The sequence below is a fragment of the Brevundimonas sp. genome (genome assembly GCF_046295075.1).
Taxonomy (GTDB): domain Bacteria; phylum Pseudomonadota; class Alphaproteobacteria; order Caulobacterales; family Caulobacteraceae; genus Brevundimonas.
This window is the reverse complement of sequence record NZ_JBKBOC010000004.1, coordinates 84,582-106,016: the sequence shown is the minus strand read 5'-3', so window position 1 is coordinate 106,016 and position 21,435 is coordinate 84,582. Positions and strand designations below refer to the sequence as shown.

Annotated in this window: 24 protein-coding genes; 7 read left to right on the top strand and 17 right to left on the bottom strand. The window is 66.6% G+C overall.

All coding sequences use genetic code 11. The features are described from left to right. Window positions 1-19: 19 nt before the first annotated feature. Window positions 20-2,965 (bottom strand): excinuclease ABC subunit UvrA, encoded by a 2,946-nt coding sequence (gene uvrA, locus ACK4MH_RS05135; protein WP_409715650.1) that lies wholly within the window; start codon window positions 2,963-2,965, stop codon window positions 20-22. A 72-nt stretch (window positions 2,966-3,037) separates the two neighbouring features. Here uvrA and ACK4MH_RS05130 point away from each other — a divergent pair, with 72 nt between their 5' ends. Together ACK4MH_RS05130 and ACK4MH_RS05125 are read left to right on the top strand one after the other, a co-directional pair. Further along, complete coding sequence (locus tag ACK4MH_RS05130) at window positions 3,038-3,382, top strand: hypothetical protein (RefSeq protein WP_409715647.1); 345 nt, start codon at window positions 3,038-3,040, stop codon at window positions 3,380-3,382. Continuing rightward, window positions 3,379-3,666 (top strand): type II toxin-antitoxin system RelE/ParE family toxin, encoded by a 288-nt coding sequence (locus ACK4MH_RS05125; RefSeq protein ID WP_409715644.1) that lies wholly within the window; start codon window positions 3,379-3,381, stop codon window positions 3,664-3,666. Before ACK4MH_RS05130 ends, ACK4MH_RS05125 begins: the two co-directional genes overlap by 4 nt. Window position 3,667: 1 nt before the next feature. Here ACK4MH_RS05125 and ACK4MH_RS05120 read toward each other — a convergent pair whose 3' ends face one another. Both ACK4MH_RS05120 and ACK4MH_RS05115 read right to left on the bottom strand, forming a co-directional pair. Beyond that, complete coding sequence (locus ACK4MH_RS05120) at window positions 3,668-4,162, bottom strand: group III truncated hemoglobin (RefSeq protein ID WP_409715641.1); 495 nt, start codon at window positions 4,160-4,162, stop codon at window positions 3,668-3,670. 25 nt (window positions 4,163-4,187) lie between these two features. Continuing rightward, on the bottom strand, window positions 4,188-4,622 hold the full coding sequence (locus ACK4MH_RS05115) for a hypothetical protein (RefSeq protein ID WP_409715638.1): 435 nt from the start codon (window positions 4,620-4,622) through the stop codon (window positions 4,188-4,190). A 175-nt stretch (window positions 4,623-4,797) separates the two neighbouring features. On the opposite strand from ACK4MH_RS05115, the gene ACK4MH_RS05110 reads away from it, so the two are divergent. Further along, window positions 4,798-6,408, top strand: coding sequence for an ABC-F family ATP-binding cassette domain-containing protein (locus tag ACK4MH_RS05110; RefSeq protein ID WP_409715635.1), 1,611 nt, complete (start codon window positions 4,798-4,800; stop codon window positions 6,406-6,408). Window positions 6,409-6,421: 13 nt separating this feature from the next. On the opposite strand, the gene ACK4MH_RS05105 is transcribed toward ACK4MH_RS05110, so the two are convergent. The 4 genes from ACK4MH_RS05105 to ACK4MH_RS05090 form a co-directional block, all read right to left on the bottom strand. Then, window positions 6,422-7,999 carry an EAL domain-containing protein gene (locus ACK4MH_RS05105; protein WP_409715632.1) on the bottom strand — a complete coding sequence of 526 codons (1,578 nt, stop codon included), beginning with the start codon at window positions 7,997-7,999 and terminating at the stop codon, window positions 6,422-6,424. 88 nt (window positions 8,000-8,087) lie between these two features. After that, window positions 8,088-8,525 carry a flagellar basal-body protein FlbY gene (locus tag ACK4MH_RS05100; RefSeq protein ID WP_409715628.1) on the bottom strand — a complete coding sequence of 146 codons (438 nt, stop codon included), beginning with the start codon at window positions 8,523-8,525 and terminating at the stop codon, window positions 8,088-8,090. After that, the gene (locus tag ACK4MH_RS05095; protein WP_135195238.1) at window positions 8,522-8,824 is read right to left on the bottom strand and encodes a rod-binding protein; all 303 of its coding nucleotides are present in this window, start codon (window positions 8,822-8,824) and stop codon (window positions 8,522-8,524) included. The genes ACK4MH_RS05100 and ACK4MH_RS05095 overlap by 4 nt, the downstream gene beginning before the upstream one ends. Before the next feature lie 2 nt (window positions 8,825-8,826). Further along, window positions 8,827-9,948, bottom strand: a complete 1,122-nt coding sequence (locus tag ACK4MH_RS05090; RefSeq protein ID WP_409715623.1) for a flagellar basal body P-ring protein FlgI — start codon at window positions 9,946-9,948, stop codon at window positions 8,827-8,829. Between the two features lie 183 nt (window positions 9,949-10,131). Between ACK4MH_RS05090 and ACK4MH_RS05085 the strand changes: the two genes are divergently transcribed. Together ACK4MH_RS05085 and dksA are read left to right on the top strand one after the other, a co-directional pair. After that, window positions 10,132-10,557, top strand: coding sequence for a flagellar assembly protein FliX (locus ACK4MH_RS05085; RefSeq protein ID WP_409715620.1), 426 nt, complete (start codon window positions 10,132-10,134; stop codon window positions 10,555-10,557). Window positions 10,558-10,736: 179 nt separating this feature from the next. Beyond that, the gene (gene dksA, locus ACK4MH_RS05080) at window positions 10,737-11,171 is read left to right on the top strand and encodes an RNA polymerase-binding protein DksA (protein WP_346495876.1); all 435 of its coding nucleotides are present in this window, start codon (window positions 10,737-10,739) and stop codon (window positions 11,169-11,171) included. 12 nt (window positions 11,172-11,183) lie between these two features. Here dksA and ACK4MH_RS05075 read toward each other — a convergent pair whose 3' ends face one another. Continuing rightward, window positions 11,184-11,579: a type II toxin-antitoxin system VapC family toxin gene (locus tag ACK4MH_RS05075; RefSeq protein ID WP_409715616.1), complete on the bottom strand. Its 396-nt coding sequence runs from the start codon at window positions 11,577-11,579 to the stop codon at window positions 11,184-11,186. Then, on the bottom strand, window positions 11,576-11,839 hold the full coding sequence (locus tag ACK4MH_RS05070; protein ID WP_409715613.1) for a type II toxin-antitoxin system VapB family antitoxin: 264 nt from the start codon (window positions 11,837-11,839) through the stop codon (window positions 11,576-11,578). Before ACK4MH_RS05070 ends, ACK4MH_RS05075 begins: the two co-directional genes overlap by 4 nt. A gap of 104 nt (window positions 11,840-11,943) precedes the next feature. Here ACK4MH_RS05070 and gltX point away from each other — a divergent pair, with 104 nt between their 5' ends. Then, window positions 11,944-13,278 carry a glutamate--tRNA ligase gene (gltX, locus tag ACK4MH_RS05065; protein ID WP_409715610.1) on the top strand — a complete coding sequence of 445 codons (1,335 nt, stop codon included), beginning with the start codon at window positions 11,944-11,946 and terminating at the stop codon, window positions 13,276-13,278. 16 nt (window positions 13,279-13,294) lie between these two features. Here gltX and ACK4MH_RS05060 read toward each other — a convergent pair whose 3' ends face one another. Together ACK4MH_RS05060 and ACK4MH_RS05055 are read right to left on the bottom strand one after the other, a co-directional pair. After that, window positions 13,295-13,588, bottom strand: coding sequence for a CC_3452 family protein (locus ACK4MH_RS05060; protein ID WP_409715607.1), 294 nt, complete (start codon window positions 13,586-13,588; stop codon window positions 13,295-13,297). A 105-nt stretch (window positions 13,589-13,693) separates the two neighbouring features. Continuing rightward, window positions 13,694-14,299: a TIGR00730 family Rossman fold protein gene (locus ACK4MH_RS05055; RefSeq protein WP_409715604.1), complete on the bottom strand. Its 606-nt coding sequence runs from the start codon at window positions 14,297-14,299 to the stop codon at window positions 13,694-13,696. Window positions 14,300-14,410: 111 nt separating this feature from the next. Here ACK4MH_RS05055 and ACK4MH_RS05050 point away from each other — a divergent pair, with 111 nt between their 5' ends. Beyond that, a complete protein-coding gene (locus ACK4MH_RS05050) occupies window positions 14,411-15,142 on the top strand; it encodes a hypothetical protein (RefSeq protein WP_409715601.1) in 732 nt (243 codons plus the stop codon). Window positions 15,143-15,249: 107 nt separating this feature from the next. On the opposite strand, the gene mnhG is transcribed toward ACK4MH_RS05050, so the two are convergent. Genes mnhG through ACK4MH_RS05020 form a run of 6 tightly spaced genes read right to left on the bottom strand, consistent with a single transcriptional unit; the run spans window position 15,250 to window position 21,202 of the window. Further along, window positions 15,250-15,591: a monovalent cation/H(+) antiporter subunit G gene (gene mnhG / locus ACK4MH_RS05045; protein ID WP_409715598.1), complete on the bottom strand. Its 342-nt coding sequence runs from the start codon at window positions 15,589-15,591 to the stop codon at window positions 15,250-15,252. Then, window positions 15,588-15,869, bottom strand: coding sequence for a K+/H+ antiporter subunit F (locus ACK4MH_RS05040; protein WP_066551952.1), 282 nt, complete (start codon window positions 15,867-15,869; stop codon window positions 15,588-15,590). Before ACK4MH_RS05040 ends, mnhG begins: the two co-directional genes overlap by 4 nt. Continuing rightward, a complete protein-coding gene (locus tag ACK4MH_RS05035; RefSeq protein ID WP_409715593.1) occupies window positions 15,866-16,354 on the bottom strand; it encodes a Na+/H+ antiporter subunit E in 489 nt (162 codons plus the stop codon). Before ACK4MH_RS05035 ends, ACK4MH_RS05040 begins: the two co-directional genes overlap by 4 nt. Beyond that, window positions 16,351-17,946 (bottom strand): monovalent cation/H+ antiporter subunit D, encoded by a 1,596-nt coding sequence (locus tag ACK4MH_RS05030; RefSeq protein WP_409715590.1) that lies wholly within the window; start codon window positions 17,944-17,946, stop codon window positions 16,351-16,353. Before ACK4MH_RS05030 ends, ACK4MH_RS05035 begins: the two co-directional genes overlap by 4 nt. Continuing rightward, entirely contained in the window at window positions 17,943-18,284 is a 342-nt protein-coding gene (locus tag ACK4MH_RS05025; protein ID WP_135195638.1) for a Na+/H+ antiporter subunit C, read from the bottom strand. The genes ACK4MH_RS05030 and ACK4MH_RS05025 overlap by 4 nt, the downstream gene beginning before the upstream one ends. Beyond that, entirely contained in the window at window positions 18,284-21,202 is a 2,919-nt protein-coding gene (locus ACK4MH_RS05020) for a monovalent cation/H+ antiporter subunit A (RefSeq protein ID WP_409715587.1), read from the bottom strand. The genes ACK4MH_RS05025 and ACK4MH_RS05020 overlap by 1 nt, the downstream gene beginning before the upstream one ends. Between the last annotated feature and the right edge of the window lie 233 nt (window positions 21,203-21,435).

The window sequence follows — 21,435 nt, the reverse complement described above, 5'->3', positions numbered from 1 at the left end:
GCGAGGGAGACGAAGGGCGTCAGGCTGACGCCTTGGCCCGCTTCTTCTTCGCCGGTTCGCCGACCGATCCCCCCAAGGCCGCGACCCGCGCCTTGCGTCGGGTCTCGTGCCGATCCAACACCTCCTTGAGGTATTTGCCGGTCCAGCTGGCGCTGTTGTCCGCCACCTGTTCGGGCGTGCCGACCGCGACGATCTCGCCGCCGCCGTCGCCGCCTTCGGGGCCGAAGTCCAGCAGATAGTCGGCGACCTTGATGACATCCAGATTGTGCTCGATCACCACGATGGTGTTGCCGGCCTCGACCAGTTCCTGAAGCACTTCCAGCAATTTGCGGGTGTCCTCGAAATGCAGGCCGGTGGTCGGTTCGTCGAGGATGTACAGGGTCCGGCCGGTGGCGCGCTTAGACAGCTCCTTGGACAGCTTGACCCGCTGGGCCTCGCCGCCCGACAGGGTGGTGGCCGGCTGGCCCACCTTGACGTAGCCCAGGCCCACCCGCTCCAGCGTCAGCATCTTGTCGCGGATCGGCGGCACGGCCTTGAAGAAGGTCGCGGCCTCCTCGACCGTCATGTCCAGCACGTCCGAGATGGACTTGCCCTTGAACACGATCTCCAGCGTCTCGCGGTTGTAGCGTTTGCCCTTGCAGACGTCGCAGGTGACATAGACGTCGGGCAGGAAGTGCATCTCGATCTTGATGACGCCGTCGCCCTGGCAGGCCTCGCAGCGGCCGCCCTTGACGTTGAAGCTGAACCGGCCGGGGCCGTAACCGCGCGCCTTGGATTCCGGCAGGCCGGCGTACCAGTCACGGATAGGGCCGAAGGCGCCGGTATAGGTCGCCGGGTTCGAGCGCGGGGTGCGGCCGATCGGCGACTGGTCGATGTCGATGACCTTGTCGAAATGCTCCAGCCCCTCGATCCGGTCGAAGGGGGCGGGGGCTTCCGACGCATTGTTCAGGCGGCGGGCGGCGGCCTTGTAAAGCGTTTCGATGGTGAAGGTGGACTTGCCGCCGCCGGAGACGCCGGTGATGCAGGTGAAGACGCCGACGGGGATTTCGCCGGTCACGCTCTTGAGGTTGTTGCCGCTGGCGCCGCTGATCTTCAGCATCCGCTTGCGGTCGATGGGGCGGCGGCCATCGACGGGGATTTCGATCTCACGCTCGCCGGTCAGATATTTGCCGGTGAGGGACTTGGGATTGGCCATGACCTGGGCCGGCGTGCCCTCGGCGCAGACTTCACCGCCGTGGACGCCGGCGGCGGGTCCCATGTCGATGACATAGTCGGCGGTCAGGATGGCTTCCTCGTCATGCTCGACGACGAGCACGGAGTTGCCGAGATCGCGTAGTCCCTTGAGGCTTTCCAGCAGGCGGGTGTTGTCTCGCTGGTGCAGGCCGATAGAGGGCTCGTCCAGCACATAGAGCACCCCGGTCAGGCCCGACCCGATCTGAGACGCCAGGCGGATGCGCTGGCTCTCGCCGCCCGACAGGGTGCCGGAGGCGCGCGACAGCGACAGATAGTCGAGGCCGACGTTGTTGAGGAACCGCAGCCGGTCGCCGATCTCCTTCAGGATGCGCCGGCCGATCTCCATCTGCTTGTCGCTGAGCGCCTCGGGCAGGGCCTGGACCCAGTCGTAGGCCTTCTTGATCGACAGGGTGGAGACGTCGGCGATGTCCTGGCCGCCCACCTTGACCGCCAGGGCCTCGGGCTTCAGCCGTTTGCCGTGGCAGGCGTCGCACGGGGTCTCGGACTGATAGCGGGCCAGCTCCTCGCGCACCCAGGCGCTGTCTGTCTCGCGCCAGCGACGCTCCAGGTTCGGCAGCACGCCCTCGAACGGCTTGGAGACCTCGTATTTGCGGGCGTTGTCGTCGTAGGTGAATTTGATCTTCTCGGCGCCGGTTCCATACAGGATCGCCTTGTGCGCCTGGGCGGGAAGCTCGCGCCAGGCCACGTCCATAGAGAAGCCGTAGTGGCGGCTGAGCGACTGAAGCGTCTGGGTGTAGAGGGGCGAGGGGCCGCGCGCCCATGGGGCGACGGCGCCCTTGTGCAGAGTCTTGTCGCGGTCCGGGATCACCAGATCGGCGTCGAAGGCCAGCTTGACCCCCAGGCCGTCGCAGACCGGGCAGGCGCCGAAGGGATTGTTGAAGGAAAACAGCCTTGGCTCGATCTCGGAGATGGTGAAACCGGACACCGGACAGGCGAACCGTTCGGAGAACAACAGACTGCGCGGGCCGGTCTCGCCCTCTGCGACGCTGGCCCATTCGGCGTTGGCGATGCCGTCGGCCAGACCGAGCGCGGTCTGAAGACTGTCGGCGTAGCGGGCTTCCTGGTCAGGCTTGGTGACGATCCGGTCCACGACAATGTCGATGTCGTGCTTGAACTTCTTGTCCAGGGTCGGAGCTTCGTCGATGGCGTAGAACTGGCCGTCGATCTTCAGGCGCTGGAAGCCCTGGCGCTGCCACTCGGCGATTTCCTTCTTGTACTCGCCCTTGCGGCCCCGGACGACGGGGGCCAGCAGCAGGATGCGCTCGCCGTCGGGCAGGGCGACCAGCTTGTCGACCATCTGGCTGATGGTCTGGCTTTCGATCGGCAGGCCGGTGGCCGGCGAATAGGGCACCCCGACCCGCGCCCACAGCAGGCGCATATAGTCGTGGATTTCGGTGACGGTGCCGACAGTCGAGCGCGGGTTCTTGGACGTCGTCTTCTGCTCGATGGAGATGGCCGGCGACAGGCCTTCGATCAGATCCACGTCCGGCTTGCCCATCAGCTCCAGGAACTGGCGCGCATAGGCCGACAGGCTCTCGACATAGCGACGCTGGCCCTCGGCGTAGATGGTGTCGAACGCCAGGGACGACTTGCCCGAGCCCGACAGGCCGGTCATCACCACCAGCTGTTCGCGCGGGATGTCGAGGTCCACGCCCTTGAGGTTATGCTCGCGGGCGCCGCGAACGCGGATGAAGTTGTGCTTTTCGGTCATGCTGTCCGGAGAACGCGGAGGAGGGCCGGTCGGGTCCGGCGCGACATCGCTATATGGGGATGAATCGCTGGATTGAAGCAAGAACAATGTGTGAACATTGCGGCGATCCGCCGGCTGGGTTATCGTCGCGGCATGGCCGATGGTTTCGACATCCATCTGAACGAAGATCAGGCTCGGCGGCTGAAGGCTGCGGCCGAGGCGGCGGGCGTTGAGCCGACGGCCTATGCCTTGAAAGCGCTGGAAGGCGTGATTGGCGATATCAGCATCACAGGCGTCAGCGAATATCCGGCGGCTTGGGTTGCGGAGGACGCCGAACGCTGGGCGGAATATGAGCGAACAGGCGTAACAATCCCGGTGGAGGACGCCTTGCAGGACTTCCACGCCAATCTGGCTCGACGGCTGGCGGAGAAGTCGTGAAGTATCGGGTCCGGTTGCTGCCACCCGCGCGCAGCGATCTGATCCGCGTCTCGAACTTTCTGGCCGACGTAGCGCCGAGCGCCGCTCTACGCGCTGCTGATGTGCTGGATGATGCGCTCAGGACACTCGAAACCTTTCCCGAGCGTGCGCCGAAGAACCAGTTTGGCAGTCGAGACATGATCGTCCGATTTGGGCAGGCTGGTTATGTCATCCGCTATCATGTCGAGCGGGCGAGTGTCGTCATAACCCGTATCTTCCATACGCTGGGGGATCGTTCGTCCTGACCTAATCTGGCGTCCACGCCTGCGTCGGCCGCACGAACCGCTCACCCTTGGCCAGTATCACCCCGTTGGCGGTGGCGACGCCCAGTTCCAGGCTTTCGGCGATGCGGCGGGCGCGTTCGATGAAGTGATTGGCGGCGACAGTCGGGCACAGGTCGCGGGCGGTCTCGACGAACAACTCCAGCCAGCGGTCGAAGTGGCGCGCGTCGATGGGTAGGGGCAAGTGTTTCGGCATGGGCCGCCCCTGATAGACGCCGGTGGACAGCGCGATTGACGACCAGAACAACTTCATCTGCGCCAGGTGCGGCGCCCAGTCGGTGATACGGGCCGCGAAGATCGGGCCGATCAGAACGTCATCGCGGACGCGGGCGTAGAAGCCTTCGACCAGGGCGTCGATCATGGCCTCGTCTATGCCGGTCTCGTCGCGCAGGCGCTGGACGGCGGCCTCGCGGCGGGCGGCGGCCCCGGCAGGATCTTCGATGCGAAAACGGCTTTTCATGGCGGCCCGTCTAGCCGGAGCGAGCCTATTGGTCGAGGAAATCGCCGGCGTTGAAGGACAGGATGCAGACGGGATCGCCGCCCGCTGCATCAGTGGAGCAGGCATCCACGCCGAACAGATCGGCCTGGACCTTGGCGGTGGAGCGGAAGGTGCGGCCGTCGCGCTGGAACACCGAGCCGATCCTGTCGCTCCAGGGGATCAGGGCAGTCGCGAAGGCGGCGGCTGGCGCGCCGGTGCAGGTGAACAGCAGGAACTCGGCGCCGCGCCCGTCATCGGTGCGGCGATAGGTGCCAGCGGCGGCGGCCTGTTCGAGGCAGGCGGCGTAGAGGCGGGCGTTCGGCGTCGGATCCTGGGTTGGAACAGCGGCGTAGTTTGGAGCCATGGACGGGGCCTCGGGCGTGGTAGCGCAGGCGCCGGAGGTGAGAGTAAAGATGAGGGCGAGAGCGGCGACGGGCTTCATGAAAGTCTCCTGAAGGTCAAGCTTCTCACGCGGCCGTGTTCGACGCCAGACTTGCGCATTGCAGGATTACGACCCATCCTCCTTGTTCTGACGCGTTTTGCAGAAGGTTTGACGATCATGATCATCGCATTGGCCACCGGTTCCGCCCTGTCCGCCATGCTGCTCGTGATCCTCAATGCCAACCAGCCCAAGCCGAGACGCGTCCCCGTCCGCACGCGCGACACTCGACAAGGTCGCCGCTAGGACGCCTGAGGGCGTAACCCTATTTGATAATCTGAGCCTGACGTTCGGGCCCGAGCGCACCGGCGTCGTCGGTCGCAATGGCGCGGGCAAGAGCACGCTGCTGCGCCTGATTTCGGGTGCTGCTGCGCCGGCCGAGGGCGTGGTGGCGCGGACCGGCTCTGTCGGTGTGCTGGATCAGCGGTACGACCCTGCGCAGAGCGAGACGGCGGCGCAGACCCTGGGCGTCGCAGAAGACCTGGTCATCATCGCGCGGGTGTTGGCCGGCGACGGGACGGCCGACGATCTGGCCGAGGCCGACTGGACGCTGGAGGCGCGGCTGGGCGAGGCGCTGGCTGCCGTGGGCCTGTCGGAGGTGGCGCTGGATCGGCTAACCGTCAGCCTGAGCGGGGGCGAGCAGACGCGACTGAGGCTGGCCGGCCTGATGCTGGCGCAGCCGGACCTGATCCTGCTGGACGAGCCGACCAATCATCTGGACGTAGAGGCGCGAGCGCTGGTCGCCGAAGTGATCGGGCGCTGGGACGGCGGGGCCGTGGTGGTCAGCCATGACCGCAACCTGCTGCGTCGGATGGACCGGATCGTGGAGGTGTCGGGCCTGGGCGTGACGATCTACGGCGGCGGCTATGATCTCTATGTCGCGCGCAAGGCGGCCGAGCGGGAGGCGGCGGAGCGGGGTATGGTCGAGGCCCAGCGCAATGTCGCGCGATCGAGCGCCGAGGCGCAGAGGCGAACGGAAGCCAAGGCGAGGCGCGACGCGGCGGGGCGGCGCAAGGCGGCCAAGGGCGACATGCCCAAAATCCTCCTGGGCGCACGGGCCGAGCGGGCCGAGAACAGCGGTGGGCGCGACCGCCTGCTGGCTACGCGACAGGCCGAGGCGGCGCAAGGCGCGCTGGCGGCGGCGCAGGAGCGGGTGGAGCGCACTAGGGCGCTGGCCGTCCCGATGCCGACGACGGGACTGGCGGCCGGGCGAACGGTGCTGACGCTGGATCAGGCGTCTTGGGCGACGCCCGAGGGGCGAACCATCGTCGGACCGATCGATCTGAGGCTGGTCGGGCCGGAGCGGGTGGCGGTGACCGGGACAAACGGGGCCGGCAAGACGACCTTGTTGCGGCTGATCACCGGTGATCTGGAGCCCACGGCGGGGACCGTCGAGCGGCCGGTGCGGGCGGTTTTGCTGGATCAGGAGGCGGCGATCCTGAAGCCGGACGAGACGCTGGTCGAGGCGTGGCGGCGGCTGAACCCCCAAGGGACCGTCAATGACGCCCAGGCGGCGCTGGCGCGGTTCTTGTTTCGCAATACCGCGGCTCAGCGCCGGGTCGGCGACCTGTCAGGCGGGGAGCGGCTGAGGGCGGCCCTGGCCTGCGTCATGACCGGCGCGACGCCGCCGCAAATGCTGGTGCTGGATGAGCCGACGAACCATCTGGATCTGGACGCCATCGCGGCCGTGGAGGCGGCGCTGGCCGCCTACGACGGGGCGCTGGTCGTGGTCAGCCACGATGCGGATTTCCTGGCTGCGCTGGATGTCACACGCACCTTGATCCTGTGACGGGCTTAGGCTGTCAGCCCCAGGCCTCGACGGCGCCCTTGCGGCGAACCATAGATGGGCTGCTGAGCTGGGTGCGGGGTTCGGCCTCGGCGCGGCCGAACAGCCAGCCCTGACCGTATTCGACGCCTGCGGCCTTCAACTCGGCGGCGACGCCGTCGGTCTCGATCATCTCCGCGATAGTCTCCAGCTTCATCGAGCGGCACAGCTCCACGATGCTGTGCAGCATGGCCTTTGACCGTTCGTCCGTCTGGATGTCGCGCACGATGGCGCCGTCTATCTTGACCGCGTCGACCGAGAGCTTTCGCAGATAGTCGAAGGCTGCGGCGCCCGCGCCGAAGTCGTCGATACAGACCTTTATGCCGGCTTCGCGCAGGGTGGCCAGGCGACGGTCGGCGGCCTCGATGTCCGCGAGGGCCGAGGTCTCGGTGACTTCGACCATCAGGCGTCGGCGTTCCTCGGGCGCGCCGGCGGTCATACGCAGAAGCTGTTCGACATAGGTGTCGTCGCCCAGCGAGGCGCCGGAGACGTTGATCGCCATCTTCAGGAGACCGGCGCCGGACTGGCGCATCCGCTTCAGCACCTTTTCTGCGACGGCCAGATCGAAGGATTCGATCAGGTCCAGTTCCTCGGCCATGCGAATGGCGTCGGCGGGGCCGCTGTTGGCGTTGAAGCGGGTCAGGGCCTCGAAGTGATGAACGGCGCGGGAATCGAGGTGGACGATGGGCTGATAGTGAACCTGGAATTCACGCGACTTGACCAGGCTGCGGAAGGTCTCGGCGTCGCGGAAGGTGCGTTTCAGCGAGTCCGCGAAGGCGATCTGCGGGTTGGCGAGACCGTCGCCCTTGAGGCAGCCCTCGATGGCGAACCGCATGGCGCGCAGGACGCACAGCGAATCCGATCCGGGCGGCACGGGCGAGCTGAAGGCTTCGGCGCCGAGGGACAGGCCTTCGGCACGTCCGGCCTCGATGATTTCGGCGGCGATGTCGCGGCGGTCGTTGGCGGGACGCAGAAGGGCGAAGCGCACGCCGGTCACCTGGGCGGCGCTCGATCCCTCGACGGCGGCGGATTGGAGGGTCGCCTCGATGCGGCGGTTCAGACGGTCGGCGGCGTCTCCGCTGACGTTCTCCAGACCGCGAATGTCCAGGAAGGACAACGCCAAGTCCGTATTGGCGTCGAGGACCCGCCCGGCGTCTGTCAGGAATTCTTCCGCTTCCAGCAGAGGGCGGGTTTCAAGATCTTCGAGCGCGAAGGCCGGGCCTTCATAGGAGATGGCGCAGGACACTGCTGGCGCCATCTGGGGCAGCACAAAAGCCCTGAAGGAGGCGCGCCTCACGCGGTCGGGACCTGCCGCCACCAGGATGGAGGTCGAGGGAATGCGCACGCCGGACTTCATGTTGCGCAGGGCCGTCAAGGTCGATGCGCCATCGTGCAACAGATCGAGCAGCGGTCGGCCGGTCCAGGTCGCCCCTGCGTCCTCGCCCGCGGATGCGCCAGCGCCGATCGCGAAGGAGACAACGCCCTTGGAATCCACCTCCACCAATGTGTCGGCGGATGCGAAGGCCAAGCCTAGGAGGCGGGTGGTCAGCGTCATGAAGACATGCTGACACGCAGTCGCTTAAAAAATAGGCAATTATCCTGAGGGCGCGAACCGTGATTTGCGGCGTCGATGCCGTCGCCCCTCAGGCCATCCGGTTCAGCGCGACGGCGCGCCCGTCGCCCAGAGCTGCGCGGCCATCGGCGGCATAGGCGGAGGCCGGCGTGCGGGCGGCGGTGACCTCGGCGGCGATGGCGCGGACCAGGCCCTCGGAAATCTGACGCGCGGCGTCGACGGCGCGGCCGTGACGGGTCAGAACGGCGTCGAACTCGCGAGTGGCGTCGATCAGGGTGTTGCGGTCTTCGAGCGGCGCGCCGCTCAGCAGGGCGGGGTTCGCCTTCACGTGGGCGGAATCGCGACGATAGAGATTGGCCATCTCCTGGGTTTCGGCCAGGCCTGACGCCACGTCCTGGGGGCGGCCGTCGGCGAAGGCGAGGGTCTCGGCTTCCAGGCGCTCGGTCAGGCGCAGCGTCAGCGCGGTCAGTTGACGCACGCGCGCCTGGGCCAGTTCGGTATCGTTCATTGCCGCCCCTCCTGCATCTTCAGCATTTCGGCCATGACGGTGTTGCTCAGGCCGATGCCGCCGGCCTTGACTGTGCTCTTGGCCATTTCGTCCAGCATGAAGCTGCGCCATGTCGCCTCGCCCTGACCGCCGCCGAACAGGCCGTCGGTCGACAGCCCCTCGAACATCGGCTTCAGCATCTGAGAGATGAAGGTGGCCTCGAAGGCCTTGGCGGTTTCCTCGATCTTGTCGCGGTTCGGCGCCGTCGGCGCGGCCGCAGCGGGACGCAACAGATCGGGTGAGACGGTCAGGTCGCTCATGCTCACATCACCTCGATGTCGGCCTGGAGGGCGCCGGCGGCCTTGATGGCCTGAAGAATGCTGATCATGTCGCGCGGACTGACGCCCAAGGCGTTCAAACCATTGACCAGGGTGGACAGGTTCGCCCCGCCCCCGACCATCCTCATCTGGGTGCCCAGGTCCTCTTCGACGCTGACCTGGGTGGACGGCACGACAGCGGTCTGGCCCTGGCTGAATGGCGCGGGTTGGCTGACGAACGGCTGTTCGTCCACTGAGATGGTGAGGTTGCCCTGGGCGATGGCGACACGCGAGATGCGGACGGCGTCGCCCATGACGATGACGCCGTTGACCTCGTCGATGATGACCTTGGCGGGGGTGTCCACGCTGACCGCCAGGTTTTCGATCCGGCTGATGAAGCCGGCCATGCCCAACTGTCCCGGCGCACGCAGGGCGACCACGGTCCCGTTCTCGGCCAGGGCCGAACCAGGGTAGGCAGCGTTGACCACGGCGGCGACACGCTGGGCGGTGGTGAAGTCGGGGTTGCGCAGGTTCAGGCGCACCTCGTTCATATTGGCCATCTGGAAGCCGGTCTCGCGTTCGACCACCGCGCCGGAGGCGATCCGGCCGGCGGTAGGCACGCCGCGCGTGACCGAAGAACCCGATCCACCGGAGGCCGAGACGGCTCCGGTCTGAACCGACCCCTGGGCCACCGCATAGACCTGGCCGTCGGCGCCCTGAAGGCTGGTCACGACCAGCGAACCGCCAAGCAGGCTCTTGGCGTCGCACATGGAGGCGACCGACACATCGACGCGCGAGCCGGGCGTGGCGAAGGCGGGCAGGTCGGCCGTGACCATGACGGCGGCCATGTTCTTGGTATTGGCGTTGGCGCCGCGAATGTTGACGCCCAGCCGTTCGGTCATGCCTTCCAGCGACTGACGGGTGAAGGGGCAGTTGCGCAAGCTGTCGCCCGTGCCGTTCAATCCCATGACCATGCCGTAGCCGACCAGCTGGTTGCCGCGCACGCCCTCGACGGCGACGATGTCCTTGATGCGGGACTGCGATTGGGCCAGCGCCGAGGTCGCACCGCCGGCGACGACGATCGTCGCAGCGACGGAGGCGATGAGGCGGGCAAGCAGATTTTGCATCGGTCAGGCGTCCACGCAAGGTTACGCCTCTTTCCCTGCGAGGATCATGCCGGATAATTAACGACGTGAATTCAACGTCGGCTGGCTTTGTAGCGGTATTGAAGCGGCAGGATTTGCCGGGGCGTTAACCAAACAGTCACCGCCGCCCGTCATGCATGGGCTCATGACGCGGAGCACCTACGCATGAAGGTTGTCGGCCCAAACGGCGTCAGCACGCCCGCAAACACACGCACGACGCGATCCGCCAGCGGCTTTTCGCTGGGCCAGGCGCCGGCTGCGGCGTCGCCTTCAGCCGCGACGGCCAGCTCTGCAACCGGCGGCGTTTCGGACGTCTCGGCCCTTATGGCTCTGCAAGGAATCGAGGGGCCGCTTGAGAAGCGCCGCCGGGCGATCCGACGCGGCGGCGGTCTTCTGGACCGACTGGACGAACTCAAGCTGGCGCTTCTGACGGGCGATGCGGACGAAGGCTCGCTGGATCAGCTGGCGCGAACCCTGCGCGAGGAACGCACAGACGACGGTGATGCGGATTTGAGCGCACTGCTGGATCAGATTGACCTGCGGGCCTCTGTGGAACTGGCGAAGGCCGAAATGCGCGGGAAACGGGGCTGAGGCGGAATAATCTCCTAATCTCAGTCAGCTAAGCTTCCCAGGTGAGTGACATTTGTCACTGTAAGCCCTCGGATCGCCGTAATCGGATCACGGAATCGAGAACCGCGTTGCCGCGACTCGACAGGCTGACTATACGGCCATCTACGCCACAGGGGGGCGTGTTAGAGAGCGTGAGATCGATGAACGCTTTGGCGTCCGTTGTGTCCGACGAAACCGGCCCGTATCGGCCGTCTGACAGCGAGCCGTTCATGAATGAACGGCAGCAAGCCTATTTCAAGAAGAAGCTTCTGGCCTGGAAGGACGACATCCTTCGCGAGTCTAAGGGCACGGTGGTCAATCTGAAGGCAGAGACCGAAAACCACCCCGATCTGGTGGATCGCGCCTCTTCTGAATCCGACCGGGCCTTGGAACTGCGCACCCGTGACCGCCAGCGCAAGTTGATCTCCAAGATCGACGACGCCCTGCGCCGGATCGAGGACGGCTCCTACGGTTATTGCGAGGATACGGGCGAGCCCATCAGCCTGGGTCGTCTGGAAGCCCGTCCGACGGCGACCCTGTCGGTCGAAGCCCAGGAACGCCACGAACGCCGCGAACGCGTCCACCGCGACGACTGATATTCAGCCCGTTCAGGCGGAAAGAGCCGGGATCAGATCGGTCTGGCTGAAGTCGTCGCCCTTGAACAACAAGGGGGCGTCGCTTTCCTTGGCCAAGGCGTAGGCGAAGCAGTCGCCCAGATTGAGCTTGGCGGACGTGCGCTTTCCGAAGTCTCGTTCAGCGCCTGCGGCCAGAGACGCCGTGCGTGATGTGGCGGGGGCAATCCGTATTCCCAAACTTGCGATCACGAGATCCAGATCCGCGACGCCGGCCTCACCGCGCAGTGCTCTCAGACGCGTGGCCGCTTCCCAATAACCGACAGGCGACATGAACAGGTCTGTTTCACGCGCCATGAATCGGCGGAACGCCATATCTTCCGGTTCCCGAAGAAGCACCGCCACCACGGCGGAGGCATCGACCACGATCATTTGGGCAGACCGTCTTCGTCATAAATGTCATCGTCGGTCAGCAGGGGGCCAATGATCGGCAGGCTGTTGAAGTGAGCGACGATTTCTTCGACTGCGGCGAGTTTGGCCTCGATTTCAGCCTCGCGTCTGGCGACCAGCCGTTCGTCCCGCTCTCGGACCATCTCCTCGACCAGGTCGGTGATGGACTTGCCTTCAAGACGCGCAAGTTCACGCAGCCGTTCGGCGACTTCGGGCTTTCTGATCTGGACAGGCGCATTCATGACAGATGGAAATCTATCATGACAAGCCGTTCAATCCAACCCGCGCCTTGACTTCGCCGGGTTGCGGGGCGACCTAGCCGCCTCGCTTTCGAGGTCGTCTATCCATGTCCGTCAAGGTCCGTTTCGCCCCGTCTCCCACGGGTAAGCTGCACGTCGGCAATGTCCGCACCGCCCTGGTGAACTGGATGTTCGCCAAGGGGCAGGGCGGGTCGTTCGTGCTGCGGATCGACGACACCGACCTGGCGCGCTCCACGCCCGAGTTCGAACAGGGGATCGAGGATGATCTGACCTGGCTGGGGATGCCTTGGGACGAGCGTTACAACCAGTCCAAGCGGTTCGACCGCTATGAGGAGGCCGCCGCCAAGCTGAAGGCTTCGGGCCGGCTGTACCCCGCCTATGAGACCGCCGACGAACTGGACCGCCGTCGCAAGGTGCAGCTGTCGCGCGGCCTGCCGCCGATCTACGACCGCGCCGCGCTGGAACTGACCGAAGACCAGAAGGCCGCCTATGAGGCCGAGGGTCGTCGCCCGCATTGGCGGTTCAAGCTGGAAGGCAAGCGGGTCGCCTGGGAAGACCTGGCGCGCGGTCATGCCGAGGTGGACACGGCCTCGATGTCGGACCCCGTCCTGATCCGCGAGGACGGCCTGTTCCTCTACACCCTGCCGTCGGTGGTGGACGACATCGACATGGCCATCACCCACATCATCCGGGGCGAAGATCACGTCACCAACACCGGCGCCCAGATCGAGATATTCGAGGCGCTCGGGGCCTCGGTCCCCGGCTTCGCGCACATGCCGCTGCTCGTCGGCGCCGACGGCGCGGCCCTGTCGAAACGTCTGGGCTCGCTGTCGATCAGCGACATGCGCGACCAGGGCTACGAGCCCATCGCCATCACCAGCCACCTGGGCCGGATCGGAACGTCCGATCCGCTGGAAGTCGGCGCCTCGGTCGAGGCCTTGGGCCAGAGCTTCGCCTTCTCCAAGATGGGCCGGTCGCCGGCCCGTTACGACACAGCGGATCTTGATCGGCTGAACGCCCAGGCTCTGCATGTCATGGACTATGCGACGGCCCAGCCGCGGCTGCAGGCGATGGACGCCGACCTGGGCGAGGCCTTCTGGTCTGTGGTGCGCGGTAACCTGACTAAGTTCGCCAATGTCGCTGAAATGGCGAAGATCGTTCAGGGGCCGGTCCAGCCGGTGATTGAGGATGCCGCCTTTATCGAGACGGCCTTGCGCCTGCTGCCGGATGTGATCGACGAAAACGCCTGGTCGGCATGGACCTCGGCCGTCAAGGCCGAGACGGGCGCCAAGGGCAAGGCCCTGTTCATGCCGCTGCGTCTGGCGCTGACGGGGCAACAGCATGGGCCGGATATGGCGGCCATGGCGCCGCTGATCGGTCGCGAAACCATCCAGCGGCGTCTGAAAGGCGAGGCGGCCTAAGCCGCCTCGACCAGGATCAGGCGTTGCAGACGGCCAGTTCGTCGGCGCTGAGTTCCACGCCCTTGTAGGAGAAGGCGGTCACCGGACCGAACTTCTGAACCACGCGACGGCAGGCGCGCGTTGCAGGTTGCGGCGTGCCGCCCGACGCGGTGCAGGTCGCGCCTTCGCAAGACCAGCGCGCGCCGTCGATGATGGTGGCGCGAGCGGGCGCCGAGGCGGCGTCGACCAGGGTCAGGCTTGTGGCGGCGGGGGCCTGGGCGACAGCCGGAGCGGCGACGAACAGGGCGGCGGCGATGAGCAGGGCGCGCATGGAAAACACTCCAAAATGAAGAACGGCGTCGTGCCGCTGAGCCCCAATGTCAGTTTTCCATAAAAACTGTCAATACGTAGTCGCGCGAATATTAGCGATGATCACTTACCGCTGATCATGTTTCAACTGCGGCATGTCGCCGCCAGCCTGAACCTGGGCCATCGCCTCTTCGACGGTGTCGGCGACGGTCCAGGCGTCGAGGAACGAAGGCGGCGTCATGCCTTCCTCGACGCTGTGCTTCATCAGGGCGAAGAAGCCGTTCCAGAAGCCGTTCAGGTTTAAAAAGACGACCGGCTTGTGGTGCAGATCCAGCCGCTTCCACGACAGCAGCTCGACGACCTCTTCCAGGGTGCCGATCCCGCCGGGAGCGACCACGAAGGCGTCCGACTGATCGTACATCAGCTGTTTGCGCTCGTGCATCGAGGTGACGACGACGGTCTCGACCTCGTCGAACAGGCGTTCGCGGCTGCGGAGGAAGGCCGGCATGATGCCGACGACCCGGCCGCCCGCGTCATGTGCGCCGCGCGCCGATGCGCCCATCAGGCCCACGCCGCCGCCGCCATAGACCAGCCGCCAGCCGGCCTCGGCCGTCGCCTTGCCGAAGGCGTAGGCGGCCTCGGTGTAGGAAGGATCGGCGGTTTCGGAGGCGCCGCAGAACAGGCAGACGGAGGAGCCGTCGAACGGCAGGAACGAAACGGGGGGCAGGGACATGGAGCCTCGAAGAAAACGAATACCCGATCTGGCCATGGCCAAACCGACGGCGCTCAAGCTAACACAGGCTCAAGCCGCTGGGTCGCCAGTCCTATATCGTAGAGGCGAAGGATGAAACGTCGGATGATCGTCGCGTGTGTCGCGGTCCTGGCTGCGGCGGCCTGTTCCGACCCGCAAGGCGGCGTGGCGGGGCCGACAGGGGCGGACGAAGCTTCGCCCTGGGTCCGGCCGCCGCTGATCGACGGCGTGACCCGTGATGGCGGGGTGCTGGTCGTGCGCGGGGCGGCGGGTCCGAATGCGCGCGTCGTGCTGCGTGCGCCGGGTGCGGCTGCGGTGGCCGCCAGCGCGGATGGGGCGGGCCGATTCGAGCTTCGGCTGCCGCCCCTGCACGGCGATGTGCGGTTCACGCCCGAGGTGCAGGTGGGCGAGGACGCCGCAGTCTCGCCAGAGACATTGGTGGTCATCCAGGGCGGGGCGGGGCCTGTGGCGCTGATCGCCGCAGGCCAGCCGACCGTTCGTCTGGATGGCGCGGGCGGGCTGGACGCCGTGGACTCGGACGGCGCTACGCTGATGGCGTCGGGTCAGGCGGCAAGCACGGCGCCCGTCGTGACCATCAACAGCGTCGGCGTGACGGCGACGGCGATCGGGCGCGGGCGGTGGCGCGCCGTCACCGGGCAGTCAGGCGCAGCGACGATCACGGTGAACGGCAAGAGCGTCGACTATCCGGGCGCGGGCGGTGCGACGGGTTTCGTCATCGAGCGAGCGGGGCAGGGCTGGCGGATCACCTGGCCCGTGGCGCCGAACGGTCGCCAGTCGGCGTGGCTGCCGGATCGGGGCGGTTAACGTCCTGGAAACCAATTCGGTTAACTAAGAGGATCGTCCTCAGGGACACCATCACCGAACCTTATTTCAGCCCGGCGCCCCCCGCCGGGCTTCTTTTTGATCGAAGATCAGCCCTTGTCGGGCGTGCCCTTCGCCTTTTCCGTGCGGTCGCGGAACAGGGCGGCGCGGGCCAGAAGGATCAGGGTGACCGGCGTGGTGACGGTCAGGAACAGGCCGATCAGGATTTCGCGCGGCATGAAGCGCCCCTCGACTGTCGTGAACCACACCACCGATGCGCCCAGAATCAGCGCCATGCCCAGGGTAGCCCCCAAGGTCGGGGCGTGGACACGCTCGTAGAATGTCTTCAATCGCATCAGGCCGACCGCGCCCAGCAGTGACAGGGCCGAGCCGGCGACAGCCAGACCCACGACGACGAAGGCGGCCCATGCGGGAATCTGAGCCTCGGTCATTCAATCACCTCGCCGCGCATCAGGAACTTGGCCAGGGCCACGGTGGCGGCGAAGCCCAGCATGCCGATCACCAGGGCGGCCTCGAAATAGAGCTGGCTGTTGGTGCGAATGCCGAACACCACCACCAGAAGCATGCCGTTCAGATAGAGGGTGTCCATGCCCAGGACGCGGTCCTGGGCGCGCGGGCCGTGGATGATCCGCCACGCCGCCAGGGCCATGGCGCAGATCAGCATCAGCTGGGCCAGACCCAGGCCCCAGGTCAGCACCGCCGCCGTCATTCGAAAATCTCCATCAGCCGGCGTTCGTATCGGTCCTTGATCAGGCGCACCCAGGTCTCTTCGTCGACCAGGTCGAGCACGTGCAGCAGCAGCCGGCCGGTCGCGGACTCGTATTCGACCCACAGGGTGCCGGGCGTCGAGGTGAGGATGATGGCCAGGACCGCCAGTCCATATCGGTCGCGCAGGTCCAGCGGGATATGGATGAAGCCGGACGTCCGCTCGTGGCGACGACGACCCAGGATGATCTGCGACACCGCCCAGTTGGAGCGCACGATGTCGCCGGCGACGTCGAGGGCGAGGCGCGCCATGGCCTTGGGCGCCTTCAGCCGCACGCGATCCACGCCCAGCGCCAGCATGATGATCGGCGCCAGCAAGGCCAGCAGCAGGGCGAGCACCAGAGACGGCGGTGCGACCGAGGCGCTGAGCAGGATCGAGGCGACGACCAGGCCCAGCGACAGGACGGGGTAGGGCAGGATGCGTCTCATCGGCCGCCTCCGCCCAGGACGGCGTGGATGTAGCCCTGCGGCTCGGCCAGCCAGGCCGCCGTATGGTCGGTGTAGATCAGGGCGGACCCGGCGAAGATGGCCAGGAAGACGCAGGCGCCGAGCAGGGCGGCGACCGCTGTCAGTTCGGCCGCGCCCACGACGAACGCCGGCGCATCCTCGTCGCGGGTCCAGATGGCGCCGACGCCCAGGCGGGTCAGGCCGATCAGGGCCCCGAGGCTGGACACCGAAAGCACGGCCACCAGCGTCCAGGCCGCCGCTCCGCCGACGCCGACCAACGCGCTGATCATCGACAGCTTGCCAACGAAGCCCGCCAGGGGCGGCATCCCGGCCACCATCAGGGTGCAGATCAGGAAGGCCCCGCCCAGGGCCGCCACGGCCGCAGGAATGACCAGGCCGGGCTCATTGCGTTCCTCATCGTCGAACGGATCGCGATATTCGTCGTCGAAGACGGCGCGCGCCTCGCCGACATCGGCCTCGCGTCCGCGCTGCAGGATCTCGGCCAGCAGGAACAGGGCGGCGCAGGCCAGGGTCGAGCCGATCAGATAGAAGAGCGCGCCGCTGAGGGCCGCCGCGTCGCCGACGCCAAGGATCGCCAGCACGGTGCCCGACGAGACCATCACTCCGAATCCTGCGGCGCGGGACAGATCGCGCGAGGCGATCAGCCCGAAGGTGCCGAATGCGATGGTCGCCAGACCGCCGAACATCAGCCAGGTGAGCCCGAACCCGGCCGACGCCCCTGCGTCGGCGCCGAACAGCAGCAGGCTGAGGCGGATGATCACATAGACCCCGACCTTGGACAGGATGGCGAAGACCGCCGCCGCCGGGGCGCTGGCGGCCGAATAGGTCGAGGTCAGCCAGAAGCCGACCGGCCACATGGCGCACTTGACCAGGAAGGCCGTGCCCAACACCGCCGCCCCGATGTGGAACAGGCCCAGGTCATCCGCCGCGATGGCCGGAACCCGCGTCGCCAGATCGGCCATGTTCAGGGTGCCCGTCACCCCATAGATCAGGCTGACCCCGATCAGGAACAGCAGGGAGGCGGTCAGGTTGACGGCGATATAGATAACGCCCGCCCGCACCCTGGCCTCGCCCGAGCCGTGCAGGGCCAGGCCGTAGGAGGCGGCCAGCATCACTTCGAAGAAGACGAACAGGTTGAACAGGTCGCCGGTCAACAAGGCGCCGTTGACGCCCATGATCAGCAGCAGGAACAGGGCATGGAAACGCGGCCCGGCGCGGTCCCAGCGCGCCAGAGCGAAGATCAGGGCGCAGCCGCCCAGGACGCTGGTCAGCGCCACCATCATCGTCGACAGACGGTCGGCGACGAGGACGACGCCGTAGGGCGCGGCCCATGATCCCAGGCGATAGACGCGTGCGGTGTCGCCGCCGCCCACCGCGCCATTGGCGCTTTCGTGCAGCAGGATCAGGGCCATGACCAGAATGGCCGCCATGGCCGCCAGGCTGAGCGAGGCCTTCAGGATGCGGCGTCGCTCGTTCGCCATCAGCATGGCCGAGGCGATGATCATCGGCAGGACGATGGGGCCGATGATCAGGTGGGAATGCCAGTCGGTCATGCGTCGGGCTCCTTGCCGTCGACATGGTCGCTGCCGGTGATGCCGCGCGCGGTCAGGATGACCACAAGGAAAAGCGCCGTCAGGGCGAAACTGATGACGATGGCCGTCAGCACCAGGGCCTGGGGCGTGGGGTCGGTGTAGCGGGCGGGATCGAACACATCGCCCTTCAGAACCGGCGGGGCGCCCGATTTCAGCCGCCCCATGGCGAAGATGAAGATGTTGACCGCATAGGACAGCAGCGACAGCCCCATGATCACCTGGAAGGTGCGAGGCCGCAGCAACAGCCACACGCCCGAGGCCGACAGCACACCGATGGCGAGGGCGAGAACCAGTTCCATCATGACTGCTCTCCTTCCCCGGCGTCTCTTTGCTTGGGCTTGCGCAGCGACTGGTGCGCCAGGGCGACCAGGGTCAGGACCGTCGCACCGACGACCAGGACCACCACGCCTAGGTCGAACAACACGGCGCTGGCCAGGGGCACGCGGCCCAGGATCGGCAGGTCCGCATACTGGAACCAGGATGTCAGGAAGGGATAGCCGAACAGCCACGACCCGATCCCACTGAGCGCGGCCATCACCAGGCCGGCGCCGATCCAGAAGATGGGCCGGATGGCCAGCCGCTCCTCGACCCAGCGGGCACCCGAGGCCATGTATTGCAGGATGAAGGCGATCGACAGGGTTACGCCGGCTGCAAATCCGCCGCCCGGCAGGTCATGCCCGCGCAGGAACAGGTGCACGGCCAGCAGGATGATGAAGGGGAAGATCCAGCGCATGACCACGCGCGGGATCAGCATGGTCTCCTTCAGGGTGTCGCCTTCCGAGCGGGTGTCGTGATCGCGGTCGGAGGCGTTCTGGGCCTTCTGCTGACTGGGATCCGGCAGGGTGTCGTCCGCTGGGCGGAACCGGCGCAGCAGGGCGAAGATCGTCAGGCCGACGATTCCCAGGACTGTGATCTCGCCGAAGGTGTCGAAGGCGCGGAAGTCGACCAGGATGACGTTGACGATGTTGCGACCGCCCGCGTCCTTGTAGGCGTGCTCAACGAAGAAGCGCGAAATCCCCTCGACCGACGGCCGCGTCATCACCGCGTAGGAGATGGCGGCTAAGGCCGTGCCGACGGCTGCGGCGATGATTACGTCGATGCGGCGGCGACGACGCGAACGCCGCTCCATGGCCTGGGGCAGCCGGATGGTCTCCAGCCGTTTCGGCAACCAGCGCAGGCCCAGCAGCAGAAGGACGGTGGTCACCACCTCGACCAGCAACTGGGTCACGGCCAGGTCCGGCGCCGACAGCCAGACGAAGGACAGGCAACTGGCCAGCCCCGCCCCGCCCATCAGCACCACGGCCGCCAGCCGGTGATACTTCGCCTGCCAGGCCGCCGCGACCGCGCAACTGGCGCCGACCAGCCACAGGCCCGCAAAGGCCCAGTTCGCCAGGGTCGGCGTCGGCATGATCGGCCTGATGACCAGGCCCGCGCCGACTGCGGCCAGACCGCCCGCCAGCAGTGCGACCAGGACGATGGCGCGCAACTGCGGCTGTTGTCGCGTCGCGCCGAACAGGCGGACCAGGGCTTCTGAACCCTTGAACAGGCCGGTCATCGCCCGTTCGAACAACCAGCCGCCGTTCAGCCGCTTCCAGCCCCAGGGGCCGCCGCGCGGATTGGCGTTGATGCGTTTGCCGAAAACGACATACAGGCCCACGCCCCCGGCCAGGGCGATGAGGCTTAGCACCAGCGGCAGGTTGAACCCGTGCCACAGGGCCAGGCTGTAATAGGGCAGGTCGAAGCCCAGCACCGAGACAGCGGCGCTCTTCAGGAACGGACCCACCGTCACGGCCGGGAAGATGCCGACGACCAGACACAGGGCCACCAGCACCTCAACCGGACGCCGCATCCAGGCGACCGGCTCGTGCGGCACGCGGTCCAGCTTGGTCGGCGGCGGGCCGAAGAAGGTCGTATGGATAAAGCGCAGCGAATAGAGGACGCTGAAGGCGCTGGCCAAGGTCGCCAGGGCGGGCAGGAGCAGGTTCAGTCCGTGGGTGTGCACGCTGGCCACCGCCTCGGCCAGGAACATTTCCTTGGACAGGAAACCGTTCAGCAACGGCACGCCCGCCATGGCCGCCGCCGCCACCATGGCCAGGGTCGCGGTGAAGGGCATGAAGCGGAACAGGCCGCTGAGTTTGCGCATGTCGCGGGTACCAGCCTCATGGTCGATGATGCCGGCGGCCATGAACAGCGAGGCCTTGAAGGTGGCGTGGTTCACCGTGTGGAAGATGGCGGCGATACAGCCCAGCGGGCTTCCCAGCCCCAGAAGCAGGACGATCAGGCCCAGGTGGCTGATGGTCGAATAGGCCAGCAGGCCCTTCAGATCATGCTGGAAGATGGCGCACCAAGCGCCCAGCAACAGGGTCGCCAGACCCATGCCGCCGACGATCAGATACCAGCTCTCCGTCCCTGCAAAGACCGGCCAGAACCGGATCAGCAGGAAGATGCCCGCCTTCACCATGGTCGCGGAATGCAGATAGGCGCTGACCGGCGTCGGCGCGGCCATGGCGCGCGGCAGCCAGAAGTGGAACGGGAACTGGGCGCTCTTGGTCATGGCGCCCAGAAGCAGCAGGATCAGGGCCGGCAGATAGAGAGGGCTCTCCTGGATCGCCTCTCGCGAGGCCAGGACGACGTCCAGATCGTAGCTGCCGACGATCCGCCCGATCAGGATCATGCTGACCAAAAGGGCGATCCCGCCTGTCGCCGTGACCGTCAGAGCCATGCGCGAACCCTCTCGCGCGGCCGAATTCTGATGCCAATAGCCGATCAGCAGGAAGGAGAAGAGGCTGGTCAGTTCCCAGAAAACCACCAGCTGGATCAGGTTGCCCGACAGCACCACCCCCTGCATCGCGCCCATGAAGGCCAGCAGGAAGGAGAAGAAGCGCGGCACCGGATCCTTCGGCGACATGTAATAGCGGGCGTAAAGCACCACCAAGGCGCCGATCCCCAGGATCAGGGCGCTGAACAGCCACGACAGCCCGTCCAGCCGCAGCACCAGATTGACGCCCAGCGACGGCAGCCAGGGAATCTCGTAGCGCAGCGTCTCCCCGTCCTGGAACATCGGCCACAGCGCCGCCAGACACCCCAGGCTGACCAAGGCCACGACCCAGGACAGTATGGCCGCAGACGTCCGTGCATGACGCGGCAGGCCGGACGCGACGATGGCGCCGAGGAAGGGCAGGACGAGAATGACGACGAGGAGGAAGCTGATGGACATTACGGCGGCGCGTCTCTCCGAAGTCTCGTGAGGGGCCTGGCCGAACGCTCAAGGTTCGGCAAGGTTCTGATCGCCTTTCACCTACGAACTGGAAAGCGGCGCGTCAAAGCGTCCCCACGGCGCGCCGACGTTCGAAGGCGGCTGTGCGATCGGGCGACGGCAAGCAGCCCGGAGGGCTATGCCTGGCGAATATTGCTTTGTCGGGGAGTGGGTTAGGTCAAAGGCCTGTAAGA

Excerpts from the sequence above, each read along its gene's own strand:
- dksA (WP_346495876.1), top strand. The coding sequence starts at position 10,737 with ATGAACGCTTTGGCGTCCGTTGTGTCCGACGAAACCGGCCCGTATCGG.
- ACK4MH_RS05090 (WP_409715623.1), bottom strand. The coding sequence starts at position 9,948 with ATGCAAAATCTGCTTGCCCGCCTCATCGCCTCCGTCGCTGCGACGATC.
- ACK4MH_RS05030 (WP_409715590.1), bottom strand. The coding sequence starts at position 17,946 with ATGACCGACTGGCATTCCCACCTGATCATCGGCCCCATCGTCCTGCCG.
- ACK4MH_RS05075 (WP_409715616.1), bottom strand. The coding sequence starts at position 11,579 with ATGATCGTGGTCGATGCCTCCGCCGTGGTGGCGGTGCTTCTTCGGGAA.
- ACK4MH_RS05070 (WP_409715613.1), bottom strand. The coding sequence starts at position 11,839 with ATGAATGCGCCTGTCCAGATCAGAAAGCCCGAAGTCGCCGAACGGCTG.
- ACK4MH_RS05035 (WP_409715593.1), bottom strand. The coding sequence starts at position 16,354 with ATGAGACGCATCCTGCCCTACCCCGTCCTGTCGCTGGGCCTGGTCGTC.
- ACK4MH_RS05100 (WP_409715628.1), bottom strand. The coding sequence starts at position 8,525 with ATGAACGATACCGAACTGGCCCAGGCGCGCGTGCGTCAACTGACCGCG.
- ACK4MH_RS05095 (WP_135195238.1), bottom strand. The coding sequence starts at position 8,824 with ATGAGCGACCTGACCGTCTCACCCGATCTGTTGCGTCCCGCTGCGGCC.
- ACK4MH_RS05120 (WP_409715641.1), bottom strand. The coding sequence starts at position 4,162 with ATGAAAAGCCGTTTTCGCATCGAAGATCCTGCCGGGGCCGCCGCCCGC.
- ACK4MH_RS05105 (WP_409715632.1), bottom strand. The coding sequence starts at position 7,999 with ATGACGCTGACCACCCGCCTCCTAGGCTTGGCCTTCGCATCCGCCGAC.
- ACK4MH_RS05050 (WP_409715601.1), top strand. The coding sequence starts at position 14,411 with ATGAAACGTCGGATGATCGTCGCGTGTGTCGCGGTCCTGGCTGCGGCG.
- ACK4MH_RS05085 (WP_409715620.1), top strand. The coding sequence starts at position 10,132 with ATGAAGGTTGTCGGCCCAAACGGCGTCAGCACGCCCGCAAACACACGC.
- ACK4MH_RS05025 (WP_135195638.1), bottom strand. The coding sequence starts at position 18,284 with ATGGAACTGGTTCTCGCCCTCGCCATCGGTGTGCTGTCGGCCTCGGGC.
- ACK4MH_RS05060 (WP_409715607.1), bottom strand. The coding sequence starts at position 13,588 with ATGCGCGCCCTGCTCATCGCCGCCGCCCTGTTCGTCGCCGCTCCGGCT.
- ACK4MH_RS05040 (WP_066551952.1), bottom strand. The coding sequence starts at position 15,869 with ATGACGGCGGCGGTGCTGACCTGGGGCCTGGGTCTGGCCCAGCTGATG.
- ACK4MH_RS05020 (WP_409715587.1), bottom strand. The coding sequence starts at position 21,202 with ATGTCCATCAGCTTCCTCCTCGTCGTCATTCTCGTCCTGCCCTTCCTC.
- ACK4MH_RS05055 (WP_409715604.1), bottom strand. The coding sequence starts at position 14,299 with ATGTCCCTGCCCCCCGTTTCGTTCCTGCCGTTCGACGGCTCCTCCGTC.
- ACK4MH_RS05115 (WP_409715638.1), bottom strand. The coding sequence starts at position 4,622 with ATGAAGCCCGTCGCCGCTCTCGCCCTCATCTTTACTCTCACCTCCGGC.
- gltX (WP_409715610.1), top strand. The coding sequence starts at position 11,944 with ATGTCCGTCAAGGTCCGTTTCGCCCCGTCTCCCACGGGTAAGCTGCAC.
- mnhG (WP_409715598.1), bottom strand. The coding sequence starts at position 15,591 with ATGACCGAGGCTCAGATTCCCGCATGGGCCGCCTTCGTCGTCGTGGGT.
- uvrA (WP_409715650.1), bottom strand. The coding sequence starts at position 2,965 with ATGACCGAAAAGCACAACTTCATCCGCGTTCGCGGCGCCCGCGAGCAT.
- ACK4MH_RS05110 (WP_409715635.1), top strand. The coding sequence starts at position 4,798 with ATGCCAACCAGCCCAAGCCGAGACGCGTCCCCGTCCGCACGCGCGACA.